This window comes from Aliarcobacter skirrowii CCUG 10374 (assembly GCF_003544835.1).
Classification (GTDB): domain Bacteria; phylum Campylobacterota; class Campylobacteria; order Campylobacterales; family Arcobacteraceae; genus Aliarcobacter; species Aliarcobacter skirrowii.
This window is the reverse complement of sequence record NZ_CP032099.1, coordinates 1,362,703-1,388,281: the sequence shown is the minus strand read 5'-3', so window position 1 is coordinate 1,388,281 and position 25,579 is coordinate 1,362,703. Positions and strand designations below refer to the sequence as shown.

Sequence of the window (25,579 nt, the reverse complement as noted above, 5' to 3'; positions counted from 1 at the left end):
TCTTCTAACAGTTAATTACTTAATTCATTGTCAATAATTTGACAAATTGTATGTGCAAAAAGAATATGCATCTCTTGAATTCTAGGTGTATCATTTGAAGGAACAACCAAGTTTATATCACAGAGCTCATTCATAGCTCCACCATCTCGTCCAGTTAATCCTAAAGTTTTGCATCCCATTTCTCTTGCAACTTTTAAAGCATTTATTACATTTTTACTATTTCCAGAAGTTGAAATTCCTATTAATAAATCGCCTTTTTGTGCCAATGCTTCAACTTGTCTATCAAAAACTCTATCATATCCATAATCATTTCCAATAGCTGTTAATGCACTTGTATCAGTTGTAAGAGCAATTCCTGGTAATCCTCTTCTTTCAGTTTTATATCTTCCTGTAAGCTCTGCTGCAATATGCTGTGCATCTGCTGCACTTCCACCATTTCCACAAAGTAAAACTTTATTTCCCGCTCTTAAAGTTTCAACTGCAAGTTTTGAAGCCTCTAAAAGTGGCTCTTGCATAGTCTCTATTACTTTAGCAATTGTCTCTTGGTGAGCTAAAAACTCTTTAATTATTGCATTTTGCATTTTCATTTATCCTTTTTATTGTGTTTGTTGTACTTTTACCATCTACAAATTGAACAAGTTTTAACTCATCTGCTATATCTTGTCCAACAACCTCTTTACCTTCATAATCACCACCTTTTACTAAAACATGAGGTTTGATTAGTTTGATTAGTTCATAAGGTGTCTCTTCTTCAAAAATAACTACATAATCAACACTTTCAAGTGAAGCTAAAATATATGCTCTATCATCTTGACTGTTTATTGGTCTGCTTGAACCTTTTAATTTTCTTACACTACTATCAGCATTTAATCCCAAAATTAAAACATCTCCATAGCTTTTTGCCTCTTCCAAATATTTTACATGACCAACATGTAAAATATCAAAGCAACCATTTGTAAATACTATTTTTTTACCTTGAGAGTGAAGTTTTTTTGCTAATTTTTCAATCTCATCAAATGTTTTTATATGGCTTGATGAACTTGATTTATTAAGTTGAGATTCATACTCATAAATCTCATCTAAAGAGGCAGTTGCACTTCCAATTTTCCCTACAACAACTCCAGCTGCTAAGTTTGCAAAATATAGAGCCTTTTTAATATCAACTCCACAAGAAAGAGCAAATGTAATTGAAGCAATTACAGTATCTCCAGCTCCTGTTACATCAAATACTTCTCTAGCTGCTGTTGGACTTGTAAATAGCTCATCATCAAATATTGCAATTCCTTGCTCACTTAAAGTTATAAGTGAAACTTCCAAATTGCAATTTTGTTTTAAACTTTTTAGTGCTTCAACTAAAGATTTCTCATCTTTTATATCAATATTTGTAGCTTCCATAGCCTCTTTTTTATTTGGAGTTAATGTATAAGCACCTTTATATTTACTAAAATCTTTACCTTTTGGATCTGCTAAAACTTTTATTTTATTTCTGTTTGCAAGTTTTATAATATCTTGAGTTAAAGTAGTAGTTAAAACACCCTTTTTATAATCAGATAAAATTATTGCACTATAATTTTTTATATTTTTCTCTAAAATCTCTAAAATTTTATTTGAACTATTTTTTGAAATCTCATCTACACTTTCGCTATCATATCTTAAAACTTGTTGATTTGAAGCCATAAGACGGCTTTTTTTAGATGTTTTTCTTCCTTTTTCAACAACCAAGTTATCGAAAGATACACCAATATTTGAAAGTAAAGTTTTAAGTTCATTTGCAACACTATCATCACCAATTACACTAATAACTTCAACACTGCTTCCTAGACTTACTAGATTATTGATTACATTTCCAGCTCCACCTAAAACTGAGTTCTCTTTTTTTACATTTACAACCTGAACTGGAGCTTCTGGTGAAATTCTATCGCAACTTCCCCACAAATAGTGATCAATCATAAGATCACCAATTACTAAAATATTTGGTTTAAAATTAATATTTATCATTTAATCTCTTCATTAAAAAGTCTAATAATCTCAGGAATATAAGCTTTTATTCCATCTTCTAAGCTAAATCTTGGCTCATAATCTAAAAATTTTTTAGTAGTTTCAATATTTGCTTCTGTAAAAAATTGATAAGAACCAACATAAGGATTTATAATATACTCTTTTCCATTGTCAATTCCTAACTCTTCTTGCAAAATATTTACAATATCTTCAAAACTTCTAGCATTTCCTGTTCCTACATTATATACTCCTGATTTTTCAGGTTCACAAGCTTTTATATTTGCTTGAATAATATCTTCAATATATATAAAATCTCTTAGAATTTTATCACTTCCTTCAAAAAGTTTTGGAGCGTGACCTCTTAGAATTTGGTGTCCAAATTGAACTACCATTGAAGATGTTTTCTCTTTGAAAAACTCTCTTGGTCCATACACATTAAAATATTTAAGACCAACAATTGATATTGGAAGCTCTTCTTTTAGGTATTCATAAGTGATATTATCCATCATAACTTTACTAAATCCATAAACATTATTTGGTTTTTCAAATCCAACTTCAAACTTATCACTATCTCCATAAGTTGCAGCACTACTTGCATAAATCATATTAGCTTTATGTTTTATTGCAATTTTTAATAAATCTTCATATGCATTTACATTTGTTTGTATCATAATATCTTGCTCAATTGCTGTTGTATCAGATATTGCTGCTTGATGAAAGATATAATCAAATTTATAGTTTTTTTCTAAACTTTTTAAAAGTTTTTTATCATTTATATCGCCACTTATTACAACACCATTGAATCCAACAAGATTTTTAAAGTGACCAAAACTTTTTAAGTTTCCGTTTGAAAATCTCTCACCACTTCTAAAACAATCAAGTACTACAATTTTTGATTCTGGATAGTTTTTTTGAAAGTAAAAAGCCAAGTTTGAACCTATAAATCCAGCTCCCCCTGTTATTAAAATTGTTTTTTTATTAAAGTTTATATCTGTATATTTCATTTTTATTCCTTTATATATTTTAAACTATCAAATAAGCTATTAGCTACTAAAAAATCTTCACAATTTTTTTCATTTTTACTTATTAAAATTTTGTTTTCTATTTTACCATTTTTTGCACAATCTATATCACTTTTTTTGTCACCAATTAGCCAAGAGTTTTTTAAATCTATATCAAAATCATTTAGTGATTTTAAAATCATTCCATTTTTTGGTTTTCTACATAAACAGTTCTCTTCAGGTTTATGAGGGCAGTGATAAACTTTTAAAATATCAATCTTTTGTTTTTTGAACTCTTCAACCATATAATTTGTTAGAATTTCAAAATCCTCATTTGTATAAAATCCTCTACCAATTCCAGATTGATTTGTTACAACAATAATCTCATAACCAAAATCTAAAAACTTTTTACAAGCTTCAAAAACACCATCAACAAATTTAAAATCACTAATTTTATAAACATATTCAAAATCTTCGTTTATAACTCCATCTCTATCAAGATAGATAATCTTTTTTTTCATTATAAAATCCTCAAAATTTAAGATTAAATAATATCATAAAGCAGTTTTAACTATAATTATGACTTTAAAAAATAGGAAAAAATATGATAAACACAACTATATTTTATAAAATAGAAAATAGATTAATAAGTGAGATAAAAAAAAGAGATTATATTAAAGTGGTAAAAAATAGTTCAAAACTACTCAAACTTTTTGGCAAAAGAAAATATGCAGATATCTATTTTCATAGTGGAATTTTAGATGAAGATAGTATTGATAAGATTAAAAATGCAAAATTTATAATTACAAACTCTTTTTCAAACTTAAATTTAATTGTAGAAAAAACAGAGATATCTAAAGAAAAAATTGATGTTATCTATCCAAGTGTAGATTTAGAGTATAAAAAACCAAAAGATATAAAAGAGAAATATAAAGAGAGATTTGATTTAACTATAAATACAAGATTAATTCTTTTTAGTGCAAAAAATTTTAAAAATTCAGGAATAAAAGAGTTTTTAGATATCTGTTCAAATCTATCTTATATAGATTTCAAACTTTTGATTTTGGGAAATAAGCAACAGCTAAATGCTCTAGATTTTATTATGCCAAAGTATAAAAGCTTAGAATCAAAGATTATAAAGCTTGAAGAGAGCAAAGAGAGTTCAGATGAGATATTTTTATTAAGTGATATTTTTTTGTTACCAACACATAATAAAAATATTGCAAGTAGTGTGATAAAAGCTATGTTTTGCAAATGTGTAGTATTCGCTCCAATTAATAATGATATTAAAGAGATATTAGATATTTACGCAACAATGGATAGTCCAAGTGATCCAAGCACTCCTTTTAAAATTGATGGAGTTCTTTATGATTTAAATGAGTTAAAAAAGATTCAAAAAGAGAATAGAAAAATTGCAAAACAGATGAGCTTAGAGCAAAATATTGCAAAATTTGATGATATTTTATCAAAAATTTAACTCTAACTTAAGAATTTTAAGGTACAATACGCGAATATTTTTCACTAAAAAAAAGGAATAAGAAAATGGCAAGAAGATGTGCAATTTCAGGAAAAGGACCTATGGTTGGAAACAACGTAAGTCACGCAAAAAATAGAACAAAAAGAAGATTTTTACCAAATATTAGAACTATTAGAGTTATGACTGAAGATGGTTCAACTGTTAAACTAAAAATTTCTGCAAAAGAGCTAAGAACTCTTAAAAAACACTCTTAATAGTATAGCAAAAGTGCTTAAATGAGCATTTTTACTAATATTAAAAAAGTATTAGGCTGGGAACTTTCAAGTTCAAGGCCTCAATATGATTTAAACTCTGTAATTTATTCAAAACTAAAACCACTAAGATTACCCTTAATAATTATCCAAATTCTTATGATGATAGGAGTATTGGGTTATGTTTATTTTGAAGATTATTCAATTATGCATGCAATATTTCAAACATCTTATACAATTACAAACACTGGTTTTGGAGCATTAAACGAATCAAACTTTAAAAATGAGACTATATTTTTTACTGTTTTTTTAATGATTGCTGGTTTTTCTAGCTTTATTTTTGGAATTGGGGTTATAATTGATGTTTTTACAAATGGAAATTTAAGAGCTTTATTGAAGGAGAGAAGGATGCTTTATAAAATAGCAAGATTAAGAAAACATTTTGTGCTTTTTTATCACAATGAATATACAGCACAAGTTGCTAAACAGTTTAGAGAGAATCATATACCTTTTGTGGTTGTTGATCCAAGTGATAACATAGAAGAGATAGCCAGAGAGAATAAATATCCATATTTTATAAAAGATGAACCATATCAAGAGAGTGCATTTTTCAAATCTCATTTAAGCTCTGCAAAAGGAGCTATATCTTTATCAAAAAATATCTCTGACAATATTACTTTAATAGCATCTGTAAGACTTTATGAAAAAGAGTTAGGACGAACTCCATTTTTAATAATATCAAATGCAGAGACTAGAAATGAAAAAATAAGACTTCAAAAACTTGGAGCTGATAAGGTTGTAGCAACACCTTCCTTAATGGCAAAAAGGGTAAGTGCGATTGCTATGAGTCCTGATATGGAAAATATTTTGGATGAGTTTTTATATAAAAAAGATAGCCCAATTACTATGGAAGAGATTTTCATAAAAGAGGATGCTTGGAGTATAGGAAAAGAGCTAAAAGAGCTTGATTTAAGAGAAAAGTTAAGTATATCTGTCATTGGAATAACTGAAGAGAGTGGTGCTTTTATACAACTTCCAAAAGGAAATAAAGTAATAAATAAAAACTCAAAACTACTTCTTGTTGGTTCACAAAAAGGTATTACTAGAGCAAAAAGAGTATTAAATTTAATTAATCAACCAAAGGAGTTATAAAAATGTTTACTATTTTACCGATTAAGGGTTTTATTGACCAAATAGAGGGTTTTTATTGTGATGGAATTCATATTGGTCTTAAACCAAATGGTAATAATGATTTAGGTTTTATTTATACAAAAGAGCCTTGTACAGTTGCTGCAATTTTTACTAATAATAAATTTCAAGCAGCACCTTTAAAACATTTTTTGGCTTATGAAAAAGGTTTTAAAACAAACTTTGTACTTATAAATTCAAAAAATGCAAATGCATTAACAGGTAAAAAAGGTATTGAAGATATAAATACTCTTTTCTCTCAATTAAATTTTGGTGATGATAAGTTGATTAATCCAGTTATGAGTAGCACAGGTGTTATTGGAAATAGATTACCAATTGAAAAATTGGTTAATGGTGCAAAAAAATTTAATTTAAAATCTAAAAATGGTGAAAATTTAAGCAAAGCAATTATGACAACAGATGCATACCCTAAATCTTGTTTTTATGAAGTTAAACTTGAAAGTGGAAAATCGTTTAAAATAGGTGCTGTTGCAAAAGGTGCTGGAATGATAAATCCAAATTTAGCAACAATGCTTTGTTTTATCTGCACAGATGCTGCAGCTCCTTATGAAGATATACAAGAGGCATTAAAAAGAAACTCTCACACAACATTTAATGCAATCTCTGTAGATGGTGATACATCTACAAATGATACTGTTATGGTTTTAGCAAATAGTAAGTCAAATGCTTATGATAAAGATGCTTTTAGTGAAGCTTTAAGATTGGTTATGCATGATATGGCTATGTTAATGGTTGCAGATGGTGAGGGTGCAAAAAAAGTTGCAGCTTTTGAGGTTGTAAATGCTGCAAATGATAAAGAGGCTGAAATAGCTGCAAAAGCTTTATCAAATTCACTACTAGTAAAAACAGCTCTATTTGGAGAAGATCCAAATTTTGGAAGAATAGCTTCAACAATTGGAGCTTCACAAGTAACTTGCGATGATGAAAAACTTGTAATTTCATATAATGATGTAGTTGTATTTAATAAAGGTGAAATCTGTTTTGATTCTATAATTGAAGCAAAAGCAGCAGATGTTTTAAAAAAAGATAAATATAAAATAATTTGCGACTTAGGAGTTGGTAGTGGAAAATTCACAGCTTATGGTTGTGATTTGGGCTATAAATATGTAGAGATAAACGCGGATTATAGAAGTTAATTTTAAGAACTCTTTTTATATAATCCCTTTTAAAATTTTTAACAAGGATAGAGAATGCTTCACGAACATAGAGATGCAATTGCTGAATTAAGACAAAAAGATGCTCACTTTTTAAGAGTGTTTGAAAAACACAATGAGTTAGATCATGAAATTATTAACCTTGAAAATGCTCACGCAGATCAATTTTTAATAGATACAAAGAAAAAAGAGAAGCTTAAACTTAAAGATGAAATTTACGCAATGATCGTAAAATATAAAGCTGAGAAATAGTTTCTATTTTATTTTGCTAAAAGGGAAGATAGATTGTCTATCTTCCCTTTTTTAATGATAATAAAGCAAAGCTAAGTGAAACTTAGATACAATCAAATCAATTTTTTAGTGTAAAGGCCTTAGTTTATGGAAAACCTTTTTGAAAATCAAGATATTATAGATATCAATATTGAAGATAGTGTAAAAACTTCATATTTAGACTACTCTATGAGTGTTATTATTGGTCGGGCATTACCCGATGCAAAAGATGGTTTAAAACCTGTTCATAGAAGAATACTCTATGCAATGCATGATTTAAATCTTACATCAAAAGTTGCTTATAAAAAATCAGCAAGAATTGTTGGAGATGTAATTGGTAAGTACCATCCACACGGAGATACTTCTGTTTATGATGCACTTGTAAGAATGGCTCAAAACTTCTCTATGAGAGCACCACTTGTTGATGGTCAAGGAAACTTTGGTTCTGTTGATGGCGATAGTGCAGCTGCTATGAGATATACAGAAGCTAGAATGACAAGAATTGCTGAAGAGGTTTTACGAGATTTAGATAAAGATACAGTAAATTTTGTACCAAATTATGATGATACAATGAGAGAACCAGCAGTTCTTCCTACTCGTGTTCCAACACTTTTATTAAATGGAAGCGAAGGTATTGCTGTTGGAATGGCAACAAAAATTCCACCTCACAATCTAGGTGAACTTTTAGATGCAATTTTACATTTAATTGATAATCCAACTGCTGAAGCAATAGATTTAATGGAGTTTATTCAAGGTCCAGATTTCCCAACAGGTGGAACTATATTTGGAAGACGTGGAATAATTGATGCTTATACAACAGGTCGTGGAAGAGTAAAAATTAGAGCAAAACATCATATAGAGTCAAAATCAAAAAAAGATGTTATTGTAATTGATGAGTTACCATATCAAGTAAATAAAGCTAGATTAATTGAGCAAATTGCTGATTTAGCAAAAGATAAGCAAATTGAAGGAATTTCAGAAGTTAGAGATGAGTCTGATAGAGAAGGTATTAGAGTTGTAATTGAACTTAAAAAAGATGCAATGGCTGAAATTGTATTAAATAATCTTTATAAATCAACTCCAATGGAGACAACTTTTGGAATTATTCTATTAGCTGTTTATAACAAAGAGCCAAAAGTATTTAATCTTCCAGAAATTTTAAATATTTTCCTATCACATAGAAAAACTGTAATTATTAGAAGAACAATTTTTGATTTAGAAAAAGCAAAAGCAAGAGCACATATTTTAGAAGGTCTAAAAATTGCTGTTGATAATATTGATGAAGTTGTAAGAATTATTAGAGCTAGTGCAAACGATCAAGAAGCAAAAGATAATCTATCTTCAAGATTTGGTCTAAGTGCGATTCAAGCTCAAGCAATTTTAGATATGAGACTTGGAAGATTAACAGGTCTTCAAAGAGATAAATTAGAGGCTGAATATCAAGAGCTAATGATTTTAATCGATCAATTAGAGCTTATTTTAAGAAGTGAAGATAGATTAAATGAGATTATAAAAGAAGAGCTAAATGAGATTAAAGAGAAGTTCTCAAATCCTAGACGTACTGAGATTGAAGACTCTTATGATGAGATTGATGTAGAGGATTTAATTCCAAATGAACCAATGGTAGTTACTATTACTCACAATGGTTATGTAAAAAGAGTTCCTATAAAATCTTACGAGCGACAAAAAAGAGGTGGAAAAGGTAAAGTTGCAGTTACAACTCACGATGATGACTTTATTGAAAGATTCTTTGTAAGCAATACTCACGATACACTAATGTTTGTTACAAACATGGGGCAACTTTATTGGTTAAAAGTTTATAGAATTCCAGAAGGAAGCAGAACTGCAAAAGGTAAAGCAGTTGTAAACTTAATTAACTTAAGAGCTGATGAGAAGATTATGGCAATTATTCCAACAAGTGATTTTGATGAAGCTAAATCTTTAACATTCTTTACAAAAAATGGTATTGTAAAAAGAACTAGTTTATCTGAGTTTAGTAATATTAGAAGCAATGGGGTTAGAGCTATCGTTTTAGATGATGATGATGAGATAGTAACAGCAAAAATTGCAACAGTTGATACAAAATATTTAATGGTATTTACAAGTCTTGGTCAATGTATTAGATTTGAAGTTGATAAAGCAAGAGAGCAAGGAAGAAGTACAAGAGGAGTTAGAGCTATTAAATTTAAAATAGATAGTGATATTGTTGTTGATGCTGAGATTATTGATAGTGAAGATCAAGAGATTTTAACTGTTTCTGAAAAAGGAATAGGAAAACGAACTACAGTTGAAGAGTATAGACTTACAAACAGAGCTGGAAGTGGAGTTATTGCGATGAAATTATCACCAAAAACAGGAAATGTTATAGGTGAAGTTTTAGTTGATGATACTCAAGATTTAATGCTTTTAACTTCTATTGGAAAAATGATTAGAGTTGATATGCAAACAATTAGAAAAGCTGGAAGAAATACAAGTGGTGTAATAATTGTAAATATGGATAAAGATGATAAAGTTGTATCTATTGCAAAATGTCCAAAAGAGGATGAAGAGATTGAACTTGATGAGTTTGGAAATGTAATTAGATACAATGAAGATGGTGATATTATAGATAATCAAACACAACTACAAAGTGAATCAAATAATATTTTTGGAAATGATTTAGAAGAGAAAGAGGAAGAGTAAAATGAGAAAGTTTAATGTTGCAGTTGTAGGAGCAACGGGAGCTGTTGGAGAAGAAGTATTTAGAGTTATGGAAGAGTTAAATTTTCCAGTTAATAAATTAATTCCAATAGCAAGTGCTAGAAGTGCTGGTTCAACAATTGAGTTTTTAAACAAAGAATTTACAGTTTTAGAGTTAACTGAAACTGTTTTTGAAGAACAAGAGGTTGAGATTGCGTTTTTTTGTGCAGGTGGAAGTATCTCTGAGAAATTTGCAAAATTTGCAGTAGAAGCAGGTGCTGTTGTAATTGATAATACAAGTCACTTTAGAATGGATCCAAAAGTTCCACTTGTTGTTCCAGAGGTTAATCCAGATGATATTGGTCTTTGGAGAGAGACTGGAATTATTGCAAATCCAAATTGTTCAACAATTCAAATGGTTCAGAGCTTAAAACCACTTGATGATTTATATGGTATAAAAAGAGTTGATGTATCAACTTATCAAGCAGTTTCAGGTGCTGGAAAATCTGGTATGGAAGAGTTGGTTAAACAGATGCAAGATTTCTTTGCATTTAGATTGGACGAAACAGAGATAAAAGCATTTGCACACCAAATTGCACTTAATGTAATTCCTCAAATTGATGTTGCAATGGAGAATGGATTTACTAAAGAAGAGATGAAAATGGTAAATGAGACTCAAAAAATTATGCACAAAAACTTTGAAGTTGCAGCAACATGTGTGAGAGTTCCAGTTTTAAGATCTCATAGTGAATCACTAACAGTTACATTTAAAGATGGTGTTGATGTTGATGTAAATGAAGTTAGAAATGCATTAGAGAATTTTGAAAATCTAAAAGTAATAGATGATTTACCAAATAAAAAATATCCAATGCCAATAATTTCAACAGATACAGATTTTACATATGTTGGAAGAATTAGAAAAGATGTTTATGCATCAAACATTGTTCACTACTTTAATGTTGCTGACCAAGTAAGAGTTGGAGCTGCTACAAATGCAGTTAGAATTGGTTTAAAATGGATAGAAATGGAAAGTGATATCTAAAATGTTAGAAAAATTGATTGAAAATGCCCTTTGGAAAAGTAGATTTATAGTAATTCTTGCTGTAATTTTTGGTTTTATGGGTTCTGTGATTTTATTTATTGTTGCAAGCGTTGATGTAATAAATGTAGCAAAATTTATTTTTACAACATTTATGAATGGAACTCATCCAGAGCATTTTCATGAGGATATTGTTGCTGGTATTATTGGAGCAGTTGATCTATATTTGATAGCAGTTGTTTTGTTAATATTCTCTTTTGGAATTTATGAACTATTCATTTCAAAAATAGATGCAGCTTGTACACCTGAAGATTGTAACTCTATTTTAAATATTAGCTCACTAGATCAGTTAAAAGATAAAATAGCAAAAGTTATTATTATGGTTTTAGTTGTAAATTATTTTCAAAGAGTTTTACATACAAAGTATGAAACACCACTTGAGTTACTATATTTTTCACTAGCAATAGTAGCTCTTGCAGTTGGACTTTACTTTACAGGTAAAGTTGGAAAAAAATAAAAAAGGAATTAAATTATGTCAAAAATTTTTGTAGAAGCATGTTTTAGAAGACCAACTCCTTATACTCCTGTTTGGATGATGAGACAAGCTGGAAGATATTTAAAAGAGTATATGGAAGTTAGATCAAAAGCTGGAAACTTTTTAAATCTTTGCCATAATCCAAAACTTGCAGCTGAAGTTACTATTCAGCCACTTGATATTGTGGGAGTTGATGCTGCAATTTTATTTAGTGATATTTTAGTAATTCCAAATGAGATGGGAATGCATCTTGATTTTTTACAAGGAGAAGGGCCTGTTTTTAAAGATCCAATTAAAACTGAAGCTGATTTGGATAAGTTAATTGGAGGAGAAGAAGCTGCTAATAAATTAACTTATGTTTATGAAACTATAAAACTTTTAAAACAACAACTGCCTGAAGATAAAGCACTTATTGGATTTACAGGAGCACCTTGGACCTTAGCAACTTATATGATTGAAGGACAAGGAACAAAAACTTATAATCTTTGTAAAAAAATAATGTACTCAAATCCAGAGTTTTTACATAAAATTTTAAGAAAAGTAACAGATGTTGTTAAATTTTATTTAGAAAAGCAAATAGAAGCAGGGGCAGATGTTGTTCAAATCTTTGATTCTTGGGCATCTGCAATTGAACCTGGTCGTTATGATGAGTTCTCTTGGAAATATATGGTTGAAATTGCAGAGTATATAAAAGAGAGATATCCACATATTCCAGTTATTATGTTTCCAAAAGGAGTTGCTGCATTTATTGAAAGAGGACTTGTTTATGGAAACTTTGATGTATTTGGAGTAGATTGGGGAACACCAATGGCTCTTGCTAAAGAGAAACTTGGAAGTAAATATGTACTTCAAGGAAATATGGAACCATGTAGATTGTACTCAAAAGAAGAGACTACAAAATGTGTTGAAGCAATTCAAAATGTTATGAAAGGTGAGGGGCATATATTTAACTTAGGTCATGGAATACTTCCAGATGTTCCAGTTGAAAATGCAATTCACTTTATAAAAGAGTGTCAAAGAGTTAGTAAAAAGTAGATAAACAGTATGTATTATATGTTTTTTCACAAATTTTTAAATTTGTTGAAAAAACTCTTGACATATCTTTTTATTTTTACTATAATTCCACCCCATTAACGGATAAAGAAAGATTCCGGCATAGCTCAGCGGTAGAGTAGATGACTGTTAATCATTTGGTCCCTGGTTCGATCCCAGGTGCCGGAGCCACTTCTTTTGTTTAATGTTTAATGTTTAATTTCCGGCATAGCTCAGCGGTAGAGTAGATGACTGTTAATCATTTGGTCCCTGGTTCGATCCCAGGTGCCGGAGCCATTTTTTATAATTTTTTAAAAAAATTAAGATCTTTAAAATTATGATTAGACGGTTTAAGAAGAATGTAATCTTTATAAACTGAATATGAGAAATGTTAAAAAAATATTATGAAGAAACAAGTATAAGTAAAATTATAACTTGTCTATAACTTGAGTGATAATTTTGTAATTAAGTAATTAAAAACAAAAAAGTCAGATTCAAATAAACTATAACAAATATATATTTATGAAAATAGATATAAAAAAAATTATGGAGAGTTTGATCCTGGCTCAGAGTGAACGCTGGCGGCGTGCTTAACACATGCAAGTCGAACGAGAACGGGCTATAGCTTGCTATAGTTGTCAGCTAAGTGGCGCACGGGTGAGTAATGTATAGGTAATATGCCTCTTACTAAGGGATAACAAATGGAAACGTTTGCTAATACCTTATACTCCTTTTAAACAAAAGTTTAAAAGGGAAAGATTTATTGGTAAGAGATTAGCCTGTATTGTATCAGTTAGTTGGTGGGGTAATGGCTTACCAAGACTATGACACATAACTGGTTTGAGAGGATGATCAGTCACACTGGAACTGAGACACGGTCCAGACTCCTACGGGAGGCAGCAGTGGGGAATATTGCACAATGGACGAAAGTCTGATGCAGCAACGCCGCGTGGAGGATGACACATTTCGGTGCGTAAACTCCTTTTATATAAGAAGATAATGACGGTATTATATGAATAAGCACCGGCTAACTCCGTGCCAGCAGCCGCGGTAATACGGGGGGTGCAAGCGTTACTCGGAATCACTGGGCGTAAAGAGCATGTAGGCGGATTAATAAGTTTGAAGTGAAATCCTATAGCTTAACTATAGAACTGCTTTGAAAACTGTTGATCTAGAATGTGGGAGAGGTAGATGGAATTTCTGGTGTAGGGGTAAAATCCGTAGAGATCAGAAGGAATACCGATTGCGAAGGCGATTTACTGGAACACAATTGACGCTGAGATGCGAAAGCGTGGGGAGCAAACAGGATTAGATACCCTGGTAGTCCACGCCCTAAACGATGTACACTAGTTGTTGTGAGACTAGATCTTGCAGTAATGCAGTTAACACATTAAGTGTACCGCCTGGGGAGTACGGTCGCAAGATTAAAACTCAAAGGAATAGACGGGGACCCGCACAAGCGGTGGAGCATGTGGTTTAATTCGACGATACACGAAGAACCTTACCTGGACTTGACATAGTAAGAACTTTCTAGAGATAGATTGGTGTCTGCTTGCAGAAACTTATATACAGGTGCTGCACGGCTGTCGTCAGCTCGTGTCGTGAGATGTTGGGTTAAGTCCCGCAACGAGCGCAACCCTCGTGTTTAGTTGCTAACAGTTCGGCTGAGAACTCTAAACAGACTGCCTACGCAAGTAGGAGGAAGGTGAGGACGACGTCAAGTCATCATGGCCCTTACGTCCAGGGCTACACACGTGCTACAATGGGATATACAAAGAGCGGCAATACGGTGACGTGGAGCAAATCTTATAAAATATCTCCCAGTTCGGATTGTAGTCTGCAACTCGACTACATGAAGTTGGAATCGCTAGTAATCGTAGATCAGCTATGCTACGGTGAATACGTTCCCGGGTCTTGTACTCACCGCCCGTCACACCATGGGAGTCGAACTCATTCGAAGCGGGGATGCTAAAGTAGCTACCTTCCACAGTGGATTTGGCGACTGGGGTGAAGTCGTAACAAGGTAACCGTAGGAGAACCTGCGGTTGGATCACCTCCTTTCAAAGAAATATTATTAAGATTTGGTTCTTAATATATAAATAAAGAAAAACAATATTTTTTAACAACTCATATTTGGTTTATAAAGATTATTTAACCGAAAAGTATAGGTGAATGGGCCTATAGCTCAGCTGGCTAGAGCGCTCGACTGATAATCGTGAGGTCTCAGGTTCAAGTCCTGATAGGCCCACCATTAAATAATCTTTAAAGATTGTTGGTTTGGGGAATTAGCTCAGCTGGGAGAGCGCCTGCTTTGCACGCAGGAGGTCAGCGGTTCGATCCCGCTATTCTCCACCATACTTAAGTTTTAATATAAGTTTTATAAGAGATTATAAGATTTATATTAGAGCTTTGTAAAAGAAGTTACTAAATGATATTTAAAAATATAATGTTAAAGTCTTTAAAATTTTTTCGTAAAATTAAATAGTAATGTTTAATTTTAAATAAAAAAATTTCATATCTAAAAAAGATAATTATTTGAAAAGATAATTATAAAACTATAGATAACACAACTAACTTATTATAGTATGTACTTGTATATATGTTTAATAAGATAGTAGCCAAAGAATATTATCAAATTTAAAAGTTCTAGTTAAACTAAAACTTTTAGGCAAGAAAAGAGGACCCTAAATAAAATCGTAAGATTTTTTTAGGTTCCGATTATAAGCTATTAAGGGCTAATGGTGGATGCCTTGACTGTAAGAGGCGAAGAAGGACGTATTAGGCTGCGATAAGCCTCGGGGAGCTGCCAAAGAGCTTTGATCCGAGGATTTCCGAATGGGGCAACCCAGCATATAGAGATATATGTTACCCTGCGGGGAGCGAACCTGGTGAAGTGAAACATCTCAGTAGCCAGAGGAAGAGAAATCAAATGAGATTCCCATAGTAGCGGCGAGCGAACTGGGATTAGGACAAACCCAATGCTTGCATTGGGGGTTGTAGGACCATAATATAAGATTAAAGATGATAGATGAATTAGTTGGAAAGCTAAAGCATAGAAGGTGATACTCCTGTAATTAAAATCATCAATAACTTTAATGGTATCCTGAGTAGGTCGGAACACGTGATATTTTGACTGAAGCTGGGGGGACCACCCTCCAATCCTAAATACTACTTACAGATCGATAGTGAACAAGTACCGTGAGGGAAAGGTGAAAAGAACTGCAGCGAGCAGAGTGAAATAGAACCTGAAACCATTAGCTTACAATCATTCAGAGCCCTATGATTTATCAGGGTGATGGACTGCCTTTTGCATAATGAGCCTGCGAGTTGTGGTGTCTGGCAAGGTTAAGCCAAGTGCGAAGCCGTAGCGAAAGCGAGTCTTAATAGGGCGAAATAGTCAGATGCTGCAGACCCGAAACGAAGTGATCTATCCATGAGCAGGTTGAAGCTGGTGTAAGAGCCAGTGGAGGACCGAACCCGCTGACGTTGAAAAGTCTTGGGATGACTTGTGGATAGGGGTGAAAGGCCAATCAAACTTCGTGATAGCTGGTTCTCTCCGAAATATATTTAGGTATAGCCTTGTGTTGTAGCATATAGGGGTAGAGCACTGAATGGGCTAGGGCTGCTTACCGCGGTACCAAACCCTATCAAACTATGAATACTATATGTGGAATCACAGGAGTCAGGCGGTGGGTGATAAAATCCGTCGTCGAGAGGGGAACAACCCAGACTAACAGCTAAGGTCCCTAAGTTACATCTAAGTGGAAAACGATGTGGAGTTACTGTGACAACCAGGAGGTTGGCTTAGAAGCAGCCATCCTTTAAAGAAAGCGTAACAGCTCACTGGTCTAGTGATTCTGCGCGGAAAATATAACGGGGCTAAGATGTACACCGAAGCTTTAGATTCAATTTTTAATTGAGTGGTAGGAGAGCGTTCTATTCAGCGTTGAAGGTATACCGGTAAGGAGTGCTGGAGCGGATAGAAGTGAGCATGCAGGCATGAGTAGCGATAATTAAGGTGAGAATCCTTAACGCCGAAAACCCAAGGTTTCCTACGCGATGCTCGTCATCGTAGGGTTAGTCGGGTCCTAAGTCGAGACTGAAAAGTGTAGACGATGGCAAATTGGTTAATATTCCAATACCAACATATAAGCGCGATGTGGGGACGCATAGAGTTAATCGAGGTCACGGATGGAAGTGTGGCTCGAAGGATGTAGGTTGTTAAGTAGGCAAATCCGCTTAACACTAGACCGAGATCTTACAGGCTCTTGACACTCTTCGGAGGAGATGGAGAATCGATGATACTGTCGTGCCAAGAAAAGCCACTAAGTTTATTATATGTTGCCCGTACCGTAAACCGACACAGGTGGGTGGGATGAGTATTCTAAGGCGCGTGGAAGAACCCTCTTTAAGGAACTCTGCAAAATAGCACCGTATCTTCGGTATAAGGTGTGCCTACTTTGGTATATGAACTTGCTTCAAAAAGCTAAAGAGGTTGCAACAAAGAGTCCCTCCCGACTGTTTACCAAAAACACAGCACTTTGCTAACACGTAAGTGGATGTATAAGGTGTGACGCCTGCCCGGTGCTCGAAGGTTAATTGATGATGTCAGCGCAAGCGAAGCATTTGATCGAAGCCCGAGTAAACGGCGGCCGTAACTATAACGGTCCTAAGGTAGCGAAATTCCTTGTCAGTTAAATACTGACCTGCATGAATGGCGTAACGAGATGGGAGCTGTCTCAAAGAGGGATCCAGTGAAATTGTAGTGGAGGTGAAAATTCCTCCTACCCGCGGAAAGACGGAAAGACCCCGTGCACCTTTACTACAGCTTGACACTGTAGCTTGGATATTCATGTGCAGGATAGGTGGGAGGCTATGATGACTAGACGCAAGTAGAGTCGGAGCCATCCTTGAGATACCACCCTTGAATATTTGAGTTACTAACTGCGATGAGTTATCCTCATTCAGGACAATGTCTGGTGGGTAGTTTGACTGGGGCGGTCGCCTCCTAAATAGTAACGGAGGCTTACAAAGGTTAGTTCAAAGCGGATGGAAATCGCTTGTTGAGTATAATGGCATAAACTAGCTTGACTGTGAGACCTACAAGTCGAACAGAGACGAAAGTCGGTCATAGTGATCCGGTGGTTCTGCGTGGAAGGGCCATCGCTCAAAGGATAAAAGGTACGCCGGGGATAACAGGCTGATCTCCCCCAAGAGCTCACATCGACGGGGAGGTTTGGCACCTCGATGTCGGCTCATCGCATCCTGGGGCTGTAGTCGGTCCCAAGGGTATGGCTGTTCGCCATTTAAAGCGGTACGCGAGCTGGGTTCAGAACGTCGTGAGACAGTTCGGTCCCTATCTTCCGTGGGCGTAGGAAAGTTGAAGAGATTTGTCCCTAGTACGAGAGGACCGGGATGAACCAACCACTGGTGTACCAATTGTTCTGCCAAGAGCATCGTTGGGTAGCCACGTTGGGATGTGATAAGAGCTGAAAGCATCTAAGCTCGAAGCCAACTCTAAGATGAACTTTCCCTGAAGTTCCCAGCAAGACTAGCTGGTTGATAGGCTGGATGTGTAATGGGTGTAAGCCCTTTAGCTGACCAGTACTAATAGAACGTTTGGCTTATTTTTAACAATTTTCTTTGGTTTACTATCTTATTAAGCATATCTTTTTATGTTTAATAGACAATTGTGTTTATTTTTTTAGAAAGAAAAAAAGGCGTTTACTTGAAAAAATGCAAATTTTTTTAAGAGCCAAGACTTTAGCATTATTTTTTCTTAACTCTAATTGAGTTGAGTGCAAAGAGTATTTATTATTTACTTTTTTCACTCAACTTGTTGGTGGCTAAAGAGAAGTGGAAATACCCAGTCCCATTCCGAACCTGGTAGTCAAGCACTTCATCGCCGATAATACTGCTGGGTCCCCCGGTGGAAACGTAGGTCGCTGCCAGCTCTTGAGTATTTATTCAAGCCTTTATCTATTCACTTACCTCCAAGTGTTTAGGTGAAGGCTTTTTTTATCTATCTTTATTGATTTTTATATTTATTTTAACTATTTTTTATGTTATACTCTTTTACATTTTATTAAAAGGGGGTTAATATGAAAAAACTTGTTGCTATTTTAGCTTTATTCTTTACTATTTTTTTAGGTGCAATTGATCTTCAAACTGCTTCTAAAATGGAGTTAATGAATCTTAAAGGTGTTGGTGATAAAAAAGCTGATGCTATTATTGAGTATAGAAAAAACAACACTATCTCTAATCCTGATGATCTAAAAAATGTTAAAGGATTTGGTGAAACTTTAATTAACAACATTAAAGCTCAAATTGAATCTAACAAAAAAAAAGATAAATCGAATAAGCCTTCTTATTCTAAATCCAACAACACTAACTCTATAAAAGATAAAAATACAAATAACTCTTCTAAGTGATATATCTCTTATCATCTTACAGTGTTATCTTTTTATTTTTTAGAGGAAAGGAGAGTTTTTAAAACTCTCCTTTCTTTGTCTGTCAAGTGCAATCCAAAAGTGCACCACTTGTTAATACCTATTTATTAGAAATATCTAACAAACCAGCTTCTTTTTTTTTTGTTTTAATCTATAGCTTTCACCAGTAACATTTATTAAATGAGATTTAAGATATCTTCATTATCTTTTTTCCACTCATTCCACTCTACAAAAAATTTTTTCCAAAGCTCTAATTCTTCTTTTGATTAAGGAAGAGCTTCACTAATTATTTGCAGTGATAAAATAGATGGTAATCTTACTAATGAAACTTCTGTAAAATCAATTAAAGAGATACCTATAACTGTATAATTAGATTTTTTCTAATATCTCAATTGAGATGATTTTATCACCTTGTTTTATAGCATCTAAAGTTTTAAAACTATTTTCACTATTTTCTACAATCTCTCCAAAAACTGTGTGATTTTTATCTAGATGTGGACATGGAACAAAACAGATAAAAAATTGACTTCCTCCTGTATCTCTTCCTGCATGTGCCATTGATAGGCTTCCTCTTTTGTGAACTTGTTTAGCTGCATCTACTTCACACTTAATTGCCCAAGAAGGGCCTCCTGCACCAGTTCCATCTGGACATCCACCTTGTGCCATAAAACCAGCCATTACTCTATGAAAATTTAAACCATTATAAAAACCATCATTTACCAAAGTAGCAAAATTTGCAACTGTATTTGGAGTCTCTTGATTGAAAAGTTTTATTAAAATTTCTCCATTTTTTGTAGTAAATTTAGCATAATTAAATTTTGCAAGCTCCTCTTTTGTATAGTTATACTCTTTTAGTTCTTGACCAAATCTATTTGTACTCATTAAAATCCTTTATAAATTAATTTTTTGAAATTATATCTTTTTTAGGTGACAAGTAGTTTAATTTTACTAAGTTTTGAATTGTTTCTTTGAATATTGGAACAGCTGCTTGGGAAGCATAATAAGATGATGAATCTGTTGTTGGGTTAATAACAGTTACTCCAATTGTATAAGAGTTTCCTTTATCATCATTAACAAAACCAATAAAAGATGATATATATTTTTTTATGTAAGTTCCTCCACCTGCAATTTGTGCAGTTCCAGTTTTTCCACCAATTTCTAGACCATCTATTTTTGCACCTCTTCCAGTTCCTTCTTCAACAGTTCTAATTAGTAATTTTCTCATAAAATTTGTTGTATCTTTTGATAATACTTGAACTGGCTCTTTTTTAAAAGGCTCTTTTATAACTCTATTTGCTTTTATAAGTTCATCAACAATATAAGGTGTTAACATAAAACCATCATTACTAAATACTGTAAATGCTTTTACAAGTTGCATAAATGTAGCAGTCATTCCTTGACCGTAAGATACTGTTGCTTTAAATATATTATCTCTATTCTCTTTTTCTCCAGCTGCAAATCTAATTAAAGGAGGCATTGCACCAGTTTTTTCATAAGATAGATCAATTCCTGTTTTTTGTGTAAAACCAAAACTTTTCATACCTTCATAGAACTCATAAGCTGGAATTCTTTGAGCAATTTGAATTGTAGCTATGTTTGAAGAGTATATAATTGTATCTTCTAAAGATACAATATCATCAAATCTATGGCTATCTCTTATTGTATAGTTTCCAATAGCATATTGTCTTTTTCTATTTGGTATGTTTGAACTAGGAAATGATTCATTTTTTTTAACTCTATTTTTATCAAGAGCCAAAGATATTGAAAGTGGTTTTATAACAGAACCTGGTTCAAATTGGTATTCAACAGCATTTACATTTAAAATAGGTATCTCATTTGGTTTTATATTATCTGGTATAAACCTATTTGATGAAGCCATTGATAAGATTTTCCCACTTCTATTTTCTACAATTGCAAGCATAATCTCATCACTTTGTGTTCTTATTTTATGTTTATCTAAAGTTGCTTCATTGTTTTTTTGAAGTTTTAAAGGAATATTTAGTTTTAAACTATATCCATCTATTGCATGAGTTGTAGTTGAATTTTTATCAAAATATAGATAACCTGAAATATCTCTATATCCTTGTAAAATACCATTATTTAAATCATTTAGATTTTCATTATAAAAATTTTCTAAACCTTTTATTCCTAAAGATCTAGTTTTACCATGCTCATCTTCCTCTTTTTGAACATATCCTAAAATTGGAGATAGAGTATCTTTATATCTAAAATCTCTTTTCTCACCACTTTCACTAATTTCTAATCTTCTAATAATTGAACTATTATCACCTTTTATTGGAACAAAAACTTTTAAAGAGTTAAGTTTTAAATCCAACTCTTCTAAATTTTTTGCAGCTTTTGAATCAATACTATATGATAAAACTAAATTTCCAGGTCTTTTTTTTGAATCAAGCAACTTTTTTTTTAATTCATTATAATCTAAACCACTATAAATAGAGAACAGACTTAAAAAAAGCTCCTCTTTTTTAAAATCTAAATATCTAGTATCAATTACAGCCTTATATAGCTTTTTTGATGATACTAAATTAAAACCATCTTGGCTAATAATATTTCCTCTAACTGCTAATTCATTTTTAGTTTGAGCGATTCTTGGAATTTTTCTATTATCTTTTATAGTGTTAAAAATAGAGAAAGCTACAATAAATAGTGGAATTGTGAGTAAAAAAATAAGAATACTAAATTTTTTTGATTTCTTTTTTAGTTCAGATATTTTATAAGTATTAAAATCTATATTTGAAGTCATTTTTATCCATAATATTATATAATCAAAGTATGAATTTTATCCAAAAACATATTAAAACCCCAATTAACAATCTAATTTCTAGTAATGGTCTAATAGATGCTGATTATATACTGTTTATCTTAGTATCAATTTTGATTACTATAGGAGTTCTGTTCTCTTACTCTTTATCTGCTTATACCGTAGAGATTTACTCTTACAATGAGTTTCATTTTGCACTAAGACAAGGAGTAGTTGCTATATTGGCAATATTTATAATGTGGATATTCTCAAAATTAAATCCAAATTTTTTAGTTGGATATTTTGGAATGAGTCTATTTTTTATAGGTTTTATTTTAATGTTTTTAATGCCTTTTTTGCCAGCATCTTTAGTAACAGCTTCAGGTGGTGCAAATAGATGGATTAGGCTTCCAGGATTCTCTTTATCTCCTGTTGAATTTTTCAAAGTAGGGTTTATATATTTTTTATCTTGGTCATTTTATAGAAAGGTAATTGATAAACCAAAAACCACTTTAGTAAGTGAGTTTATGCTTTTGTTTCCATATTTTATGATCTTCTTTTTGGTTGTTGTGTTTGTAGCATTTTTTCAAAAAGATTTAGGTCAAGTTGTACTTTTGGCAGCTGTTATGGGAGTTTTAATTGTTTTTGCTAATAGATCTTTGAAGTTATTGCTTATTTTAGTTTTAGCAGGATTTATTGGGTTTATAGGTTTAATAATAAGTGCTCCACATAGGGTAAATAGATTTCACTCTTGGTGGGCGATGGTTCAAGACACTTTTTTATCAATTGTTCCAGCATCTGCTGAAAAATATTTTAGAGTAGAGAATCTTCCTGAACCTTATCAAGTTATGCAATCTTTAAATGCAATTCACAATGGTGGTTTTTTTGGCAAAGGTATTGGTTTTGGCGAGATAAAAATGGGATTTTTAAGTGAAGTTCATACGGACTTTGTACTTGCTGGAATTACTGAAGAGCTTGGATATTTTGGTTTTATTTTAGTTTTAATAATATTTTTCGCGATTATTTATAGAATTTTTAAAATAGCTAAAAATGTAGATAATAAAATTTTTTATCTATTTTCAACAGGAATTGCTTTGATGTTGATATTCTCTTTTTTAATCAACTCTTTTGGAATTTCAGGATTAATTCCAATAAAAGGAATAGCAGTTCCAATGTTATCTTATGGTGGTTCATCACTTCTTGCAACATCTTTTGCAATAGGTTTGGTTTTGTCAATAAGCAGATGTGCAAAAAAAGAGAGTCTTGAGTCTAAAATAAAGGAAGATAGTTTTGAGTAAAGTTGTTGTAATAACAGGTGGAGGAACTGGAGGTCATCTAAAAATTGCTGATGTTTTTATATCTGAATTCAAAAAAAGAGGTTTTGAAGTTGTTTTTATAGGTTCAAGCTATGGACAAGATAAGTTTTGGTTTGAAAATGATGATAGATTAAAAGAGAAGATTTTTTTAAATACAAGTGGAGTTGTAAATAAAAGAGGAATATTTAAGATTTTTTCACTTTTAAATATATTTTACAAAGCTATCTTTTGTCTTAAAATTTTAAAAAAATATAGAGTACAAAAGCTTGTATCTGTTGGTGGATTTAGTGCAGCAGCAGCTTCACTTGCAACTATATTTAAAAAAGATTGCAATTTATATTTGCATGAACAAAACTCAAAAATTGGTGCTTTAAATAAAATCACTCTAAAATATACAAAAAAAGCCTACTCATCTTTTCATGATTTTTCACCAATAAAAGATTATCCAGTTGATAGCAAATTCTTTGAAAACTCAAGAGTGAGAAAAGAGATAAAAACTGTTGCATTTTTTGGTGGCTCTCAAGGAGCAGTTGCAATTAATAACTTTGCTTTAAAAGTCGCACCAAAATTAAACGAAATGGGTATAAAAATAGTTCATCAAGCTGGAAAAAATGACTTTTTAAGAGTAAAAAGTGAGTATGAGAAACTTGGAATAAATGCAGATGTTTTTGATTTTTCAAAAGATATTTTAACAAAAATGAGTGAAGCAGATTTTTGTGTAAGCCGTGCTGGTGCTTCAACACTTTTTGAACTTTGCGCAAACAATCTTCCAACTTTTTTTATACCATTTAAATATGCAGCGCAAAATCATCAATACTACAATGCAAAAGCTTTGTTTGAAAAAAACTTATGTTTTTTGCAAAGTGAAGATGAGCTAGATGAGAACTACTTTTTTGAGTGTTTAAATAGCAATATAGAGAAAATTAGCACTGGTTTAAAAGAGTTTATTAAACCAAATGCTATAGAAAAAATTGTAGATGATATTTTAAATAATTAACTCTTTGATAAATTTTAAATTGAATTTGAAAGATTAAACATACAATAAGTTTATAAATTGTAGGATATAACATACAATTTATAAGGAAATCACATGGAAAAACTTGAAATATTAGAAGTTTTAAATGATTGGAACTATTGGAATAGAGATTTACCAAAAACTATTTCAAGAGATTATTATGATAAAAAGATTAATTCCTTTATTAAAAATGATGAGATAGTAGTCTTGAAAGGAATAAGAAGATGTGGTAAATCAACACTTCTTGTAAATCAGATAAAAATTTTGTGTGATGAAGGCATAGATAAAAATGATATTTTATTTGTAAATCTTGAAGATCCAAGATTTACAAACTGTTTAAATGTTGAACTTCTTTCTAAAATAAAAGATGTATATTTGGAATATTTAAATCCAAGTAAAAAACCATATATATTTTTAGATGAGATACAAAATATCCAAGATTGGGAAAAATGGGTTAATAAAGAGTATGAATTAAAGTTATCAAATATCGTAATAACAGGCTCAAACTCATCAATGCTAAGCAAAGAGATAGCAACAAGTTTAAGCGGAAGATATTTAAGTGTTGAAGTTTTTCCACTTAGCTTTAAAGAGTTTTTATACTTTAAAGATATAAAAATATCTTCAAAACTGGATTTTGTAGATAAAAAGATAGAGCTTAATAGGGCTTTTGAAGAGTATTTAGAATTTGGCTCATTTCCAAAGATTTTAGATTATGATAAAAATAGTAAAAAAGAACTACTAAATACATACAAAGAGAGCATACTTTTAAATGATATTGTTGCAAGATATAAATTAAATAACTTTACAATTTTAGAAGAGATATCTGCATTTTTATTAAGCAATAGTGGAATTATTCAAAGTATTACAAAAATAAAGAATAGTTTTAAAATATCTTTTGATATGGCAAGAGATTATATAGAATATTTAAAAAATGCCTATATGATTTTTGAGATAAAAAAGTTTGATTACTCCTTGAGGAAACAAAATTTAAATGATAAAAAATATTATAGTGCAGATTTAGGTTTATCAAATCTTTATAGAGTTGCAAATTTAAAATTTAAAGGTTCAAATCTTGAAACTATTGTTGCTTTAGAACTTTTAAGAAGAGGATTTGAAATATATTATTATAAAACACAAAATGGTTTAGAAATCGATTTTGTAGTAGCAAAAAACAATAAAATAGAAAAACTAATTCAAGTTTCAAAATCTTTGGAAAATGATAAAACAAAAAAAAGAGAGCTTGAAGTTTTCAGCAAAACTGTAGATGAATTAAATCTTATAGATGTAAAATCTATTATTATTAGTGAAGATAAAAGTAGTAAATTTTTATATAACAAACAAGAGATTGAAGTAAAAAATATATTAGAGTGGTTAAATTTTGATTAAATTTAAC

General features: G+C 31.6%; 19 protein-coding genes, 4 tRNA genes and 3 rRNA genes. 20 read left to right on the top strand and 6 right to left on the bottom strand.

Translation table 11 applies throughout. The features are described from left to right. Positions 1-11: 11 nt before the first annotated feature. From gmhA to gmhB, 4 genes are read right to left on the bottom strand one after another with little or no spacing between them, the layout of a single operon-like run. A complete protein-coding gene (gene gmhA, locus ASKIR_RS07270; RefSeq protein WP_066350177.1) occupies positions 12-581 on the bottom strand; it encodes a D-sedoheptulose 7-phosphate isomerase in 570 nt (189 codons plus the stop codon). After that, positions 562-1,998 carry a D-glycero-beta-D-manno-heptose-7-phosphate kinase gene (gene rfaE1, locus ASKIR_RS07265; protein WP_066350179.1) on the bottom strand — a complete coding sequence of 479 codons (1,437 nt, stop codon included), beginning with the start codon at positions 1,996-1,998 and terminating at the stop codon, positions 562-564. The genes gmhA and rfaE1 overlap by 20 nt, the downstream gene beginning before the upstream one ends. Beyond that, positions 1,995-3,002: an ADP-glyceromanno-heptose 6-epimerase gene (gene rfaD / locus ASKIR_RS07260; protein ID WP_066159534.1), complete on the bottom strand. Its 1,008-nt coding sequence runs from the start codon at positions 3,000-3,002 to the stop codon at positions 1,995-1,997. The genes rfaE1 and rfaD overlap by 4 nt, the downstream gene beginning before the upstream one ends. A gap of 2 nt (positions 3,003-3,004) precedes the next feature. Continuing rightward, positions 3,005-3,520 (bottom strand): D-glycero-beta-D-manno-heptose 1,7-bisphosphate 7-phosphatase, encoded by a 516-nt coding sequence (gmhB, locus tag ASKIR_RS07255; RefSeq protein WP_115588221.1) that lies wholly within the window; start codon positions 3,518-3,520, stop codon positions 3,005-3,007. Between the two features lie 83 nt (positions 3,521-3,603). On the opposite strand from gmhB, the gene ASKIR_RS07250 reads away from it, so the two are divergent. The 17 genes from ASKIR_RS07250 (at position 3,604) to ASKIR_RS07170 (ending at position 19,076) form a co-directional block, all read left to right on the top strand. Continuing rightward, entirely contained in the window at positions 3,604-4,476 is an 873-nt protein-coding gene (locus ASKIR_RS07250) for a glycosyltransferase (RefSeq protein WP_170256956.1), read from the top strand. 65 nt (positions 4,477-4,541) lie between these two features. Next, on the top strand, positions 4,542-4,730 hold the full coding sequence (gene rpmB, locus ASKIR_RS07245; protein ID WP_066159543.1) for a 50S ribosomal protein L28: 189 nt from the start codon (positions 4,542-4,544) through the stop codon (positions 4,728-4,730). Positions 4,731-4,751: 21 nt separating this feature from the next. Then, positions 4,752-5,879 carry a potassium channel family protein gene (locus ASKIR_RS07240; protein ID WP_066350182.1) on the top strand — a complete coding sequence of 376 codons (1,128 nt, stop codon included), beginning with the start codon at positions 4,752-4,754 and terminating at the stop codon, positions 5,877-5,879. 2 nt (positions 5,880-5,881) lie between these two features. Next, positions 5,882-7,072, top strand: a complete 1,191-nt coding sequence (gene argJ, locus ASKIR_RS07235) for a bifunctional glutamate N-acetyltransferase/amino-acid acetyltransferase ArgJ (RefSeq protein WP_066159549.1) — start codon at positions 5,882-5,884, stop codon at positions 7,070-7,072. 54 nt (positions 7,073-7,126) lie between these two features. Further along, positions 7,127-7,342: an HP1242/YdcH family protein gene (locus ASKIR_RS07230; RefSeq protein WP_066159552.1), complete on the top strand. Its 216-nt coding sequence runs from the start codon at positions 7,127-7,129 to the stop codon at positions 7,340-7,342. 126 nt (positions 7,343-7,468) lie between these two features. Next, entirely contained in the window at positions 7,469-10,042 is a 2,574-nt protein-coding gene (gene gyrA, locus ASKIR_RS07225; RefSeq protein ID WP_066350184.1) for a DNA gyrase subunit A, read from the top strand. Position 10,043: 1 nt separating this feature from the next. Further along, positions 10,044-11,081, top strand: coding sequence for an aspartate-semialdehyde dehydrogenase (locus ASKIR_RS07220; protein ID WP_066159559.1), 1,038 nt, complete (start codon positions 10,044-10,046; stop codon positions 11,079-11,081). Position 11,082: 1 nt separating this feature from the next. After that, positions 11,083-11,595 (top strand): YqhA family protein, encoded by a 513-nt coding sequence (locus tag ASKIR_RS07215; protein WP_066350185.1) that lies wholly within the window; start codon positions 11,083-11,085, stop codon positions 11,593-11,595. Positions 11,596-11,610: 15 nt separating this feature from the next. Then, positions 11,611-12,648, top strand: coding sequence for a uroporphyrinogen decarboxylase (gene hemE, locus ASKIR_RS07210; RefSeq protein WP_066350186.1), 1,038 nt, complete (start codon positions 11,611-11,613; stop codon positions 12,646-12,648). Between the two features lie 114 nt (positions 12,649-12,762). Next, positions 12,763-12,837, top strand: a tRNA-Asn gene (locus tag ASKIR_RS07205). A 30-nt stretch (positions 12,838-12,867) separates the two neighbouring features. Next, a tRNA-Asn gene (locus ASKIR_RS07200) sits at positions 12,868-12,942 on the top strand. 246 nt (positions 12,943-13,188) lie between these two features. Continuing rightward, positions 13,189-14,706: ribosomal RNA gene (locus ASKIR_RS07195) — 16S ribosomal RNA — on the top strand. A gap of 113 nt (positions 14,707-14,819) precedes the next feature. Then, positions 14,820-14,896 (top strand) — tRNA-Ile (locus tag ASKIR_RS07190). 28 nt (positions 14,897-14,924) lie between these two features. Continuing rightward, positions 14,925-15,000: transfer RNA gene (locus tag ASKIR_RS07185), tRNA-Ala, on the top strand. Positions 15,001-15,363: 363 nt separating this feature from the next. Then, positions 15,364-18,277 (top strand): 23S ribosomal RNA (locus tag ASKIR_RS07180). A gap of 206 nt (positions 18,278-18,483) precedes the next feature. Further along, positions 18,484-18,599: ribosomal RNA gene (gene rrf, locus ASKIR_RS07175) — 5S ribosomal RNA — on the top strand. The 16S, 23S and 5S rRNA genes sit together here with 4 tRNA genes alongside, the layout of an rRNA operon. Before the next feature lie 147 nt (positions 18,600-18,746). Further along, positions 18,747-19,076 carry a ComEA family DNA-binding protein gene (locus ASKIR_RS07170; protein WP_082949051.1) on the top strand — a complete coding sequence of 110 codons (330 nt, stop codon included), beginning with the start codon at positions 18,747-18,749 and terminating at the stop codon, positions 19,074-19,076. Positions 19,077-19,463: 387 nt separating this feature from the next. On the opposite strand, the gene ASKIR_RS07165 is transcribed toward ASKIR_RS07170, so the two are convergent. Together ASKIR_RS07165 and ASKIR_RS07160 are read right to left on the bottom strand one after the other, a co-directional pair. Further along, positions 19,464-19,976: a peptidylprolyl isomerase gene (locus tag ASKIR_RS07165; RefSeq protein ID WP_115588222.1), complete on the bottom strand. Its 513-nt coding sequence runs from the start codon at positions 19,974-19,976 to the stop codon at positions 19,464-19,466. A 16-nt stretch (positions 19,977-19,992) separates the two neighbouring features. Then, the gene (locus ASKIR_RS07160; protein WP_115588223.1) at positions 19,993-21,858 is read right to left on the bottom strand and encodes a peptidoglycan D,D-transpeptidase FtsI family protein; all 1,866 of its coding nucleotides are present in this window, start codon (positions 21,856-21,858) and stop codon (positions 19,993-19,995) included. 29 nt (positions 21,859-21,887) lie between these two features. Here ASKIR_RS07160 and ASKIR_RS07155 point away from each other — a divergent pair, with 29 nt between their 5' ends. The 3 genes from ASKIR_RS07155 (at position 21,888) to ASKIR_RS07145 (ending at position 25,572) form a co-directional block, all read left to right on the top strand. Further along, entirely contained in the window at positions 21,888-23,153 is a 1,266-nt protein-coding gene (locus ASKIR_RS07155; RefSeq protein ID WP_115588224.1) for an FtsW/RodA/SpoVE family cell cycle protein, read from the top strand. Further along, positions 23,146-24,168, top strand: a complete 1,023-nt coding sequence (locus tag ASKIR_RS07150) for a UDP-N-acetylglucosamine--N-acetylmuramyl-(pentapeptide) pyrophosphoryl-undecaprenol N-acetylglucosamine transferase (protein WP_066349919.1) — start codon at positions 23,146-23,148, stop codon at positions 24,166-24,168. The genes ASKIR_RS07155 and ASKIR_RS07150 overlap by 8 nt, the downstream gene beginning before the upstream one ends. A gap of 93 nt (positions 24,169-24,261) precedes the next feature. Continuing rightward, positions 24,262-25,572, top strand: a complete 1,311-nt coding sequence (locus ASKIR_RS07145) for an ATP-binding protein (RefSeq protein WP_115588225.1) — start codon at positions 24,262-24,264, stop codon at positions 25,570-25,572. The last annotated feature ends 7 nt before the right edge of the window (positions 25,573-25,579 follow it).

Bases quoted from the DNA above. Each gene is read 5' to 3' on its own strand.
- ASKIR_RS07240 (WP_066350182.1), top strand. From the start codon at position 4,752: ATGAGCATTTTTACTAATATTAAAAAAGTATTAGGCTGGGAACTTTCA.
- ASKIR_RS07160 (WP_115588223.1), bottom strand. From the start codon at position 21,858: ATGACTTCAAATATAGATTTTAATACTTATAAAATATCTGAACTAAAA.
- argJ (WP_066159549.1), top strand. From the start codon at position 5,882: ATGTTTACTATTTTACCGATTAAGGGTTTTATTGACCAAATAGAGGGT.
- ASKIR_RS07145 (WP_115588225.1), top strand. From the start codon at position 24,262: ATGGAAAAACTTGAAATATTAGAAGTTTTAAATGATTGGAACTATTGG.
- rfaD (WP_066159534.1), bottom strand. From the start codon at position 3,002: ATGAAATATACAGATATAAACTTTAATAAAAAAACAATTTTAATAACA.
- hemE (WP_066350186.1), top strand. From the start codon at position 11,611: ATGTCAAAAATTTTTGTAGAAGCATGTTTTAGAAGACCAACTCCTTAT.
- ASKIR_RS07155 (WP_115588224.1), top strand. From the start codon at position 21,888: ATGAATTTTATCCAAAAACATATTAAAACCCCAATTAACAATCTAATT.
- rfaE1 (WP_066350179.1), bottom strand. From the start codon at position 1,998: ATGATAAATATTAATTTTAAACCAAATATTTTAGTAATTGGTGATCTT.
- ASKIR_RS07230 (WP_066159552.1), top strand. From the start codon at position 7,127: ATGCTTCACGAACATAGAGATGCAATTGCTGAATTAAGACAAAAAGAT.
- ASKIR_RS07215 (WP_066350185.1), top strand. From the start codon at position 11,083: ATGTTAGAAAAATTGATTGAAAATGCCCTTTGGAAAAGTAGATTTATA.
- ASKIR_RS07250 (WP_170256956.1), top strand. From the start codon at position 3,604: ATGATAAACACAACTATATTTTATAAAATAGAAAATAGATTAATAAGT.
- rpmB (WP_066159543.1), top strand. From the start codon at position 4,542: ATGGCAAGAAGATGTGCAATTTCAGGAAAAGGACCTATGGTTGGAAAC.
- gyrA (WP_066350184.1), top strand. From the start codon at position 7,469: ATGGAAAACCTTTTTGAAAATCAAGATATTATAGATATCAATATTGAA.
- gmhB (WP_115588221.1), bottom strand. From the start codon at position 3,520: ATGAAAAAAAAGATTATCTATCTTGATAGAGATGGAGTTATAAACGAA.
- ASKIR_RS07170 (WP_082949051.1), top strand. From the start codon at position 18,747: ATGAAAAAACTTGTTGCTATTTTAGCTTTATTCTTTACTATTTTTTTA.
- ASKIR_RS07165 (WP_115588222.1), bottom strand. From the start codon at position 19,976: ATGAGTACAAATAGATTTGGTCAAGAACTAAAAGAGTATAACTATACA.
- gmhA (WP_066350177.1), bottom strand. From the start codon at position 581: ATGCAAAATGCAATAATTAAAGAGTTTTTAGCTCACCAAGAGACAATT.
- ASKIR_RS07220 (WP_066159559.1), top strand. From the start codon at position 10,044: ATGAGAAAGTTTAATGTTGCAGTTGTAGGAGCAACGGGAGCTGTTGGA.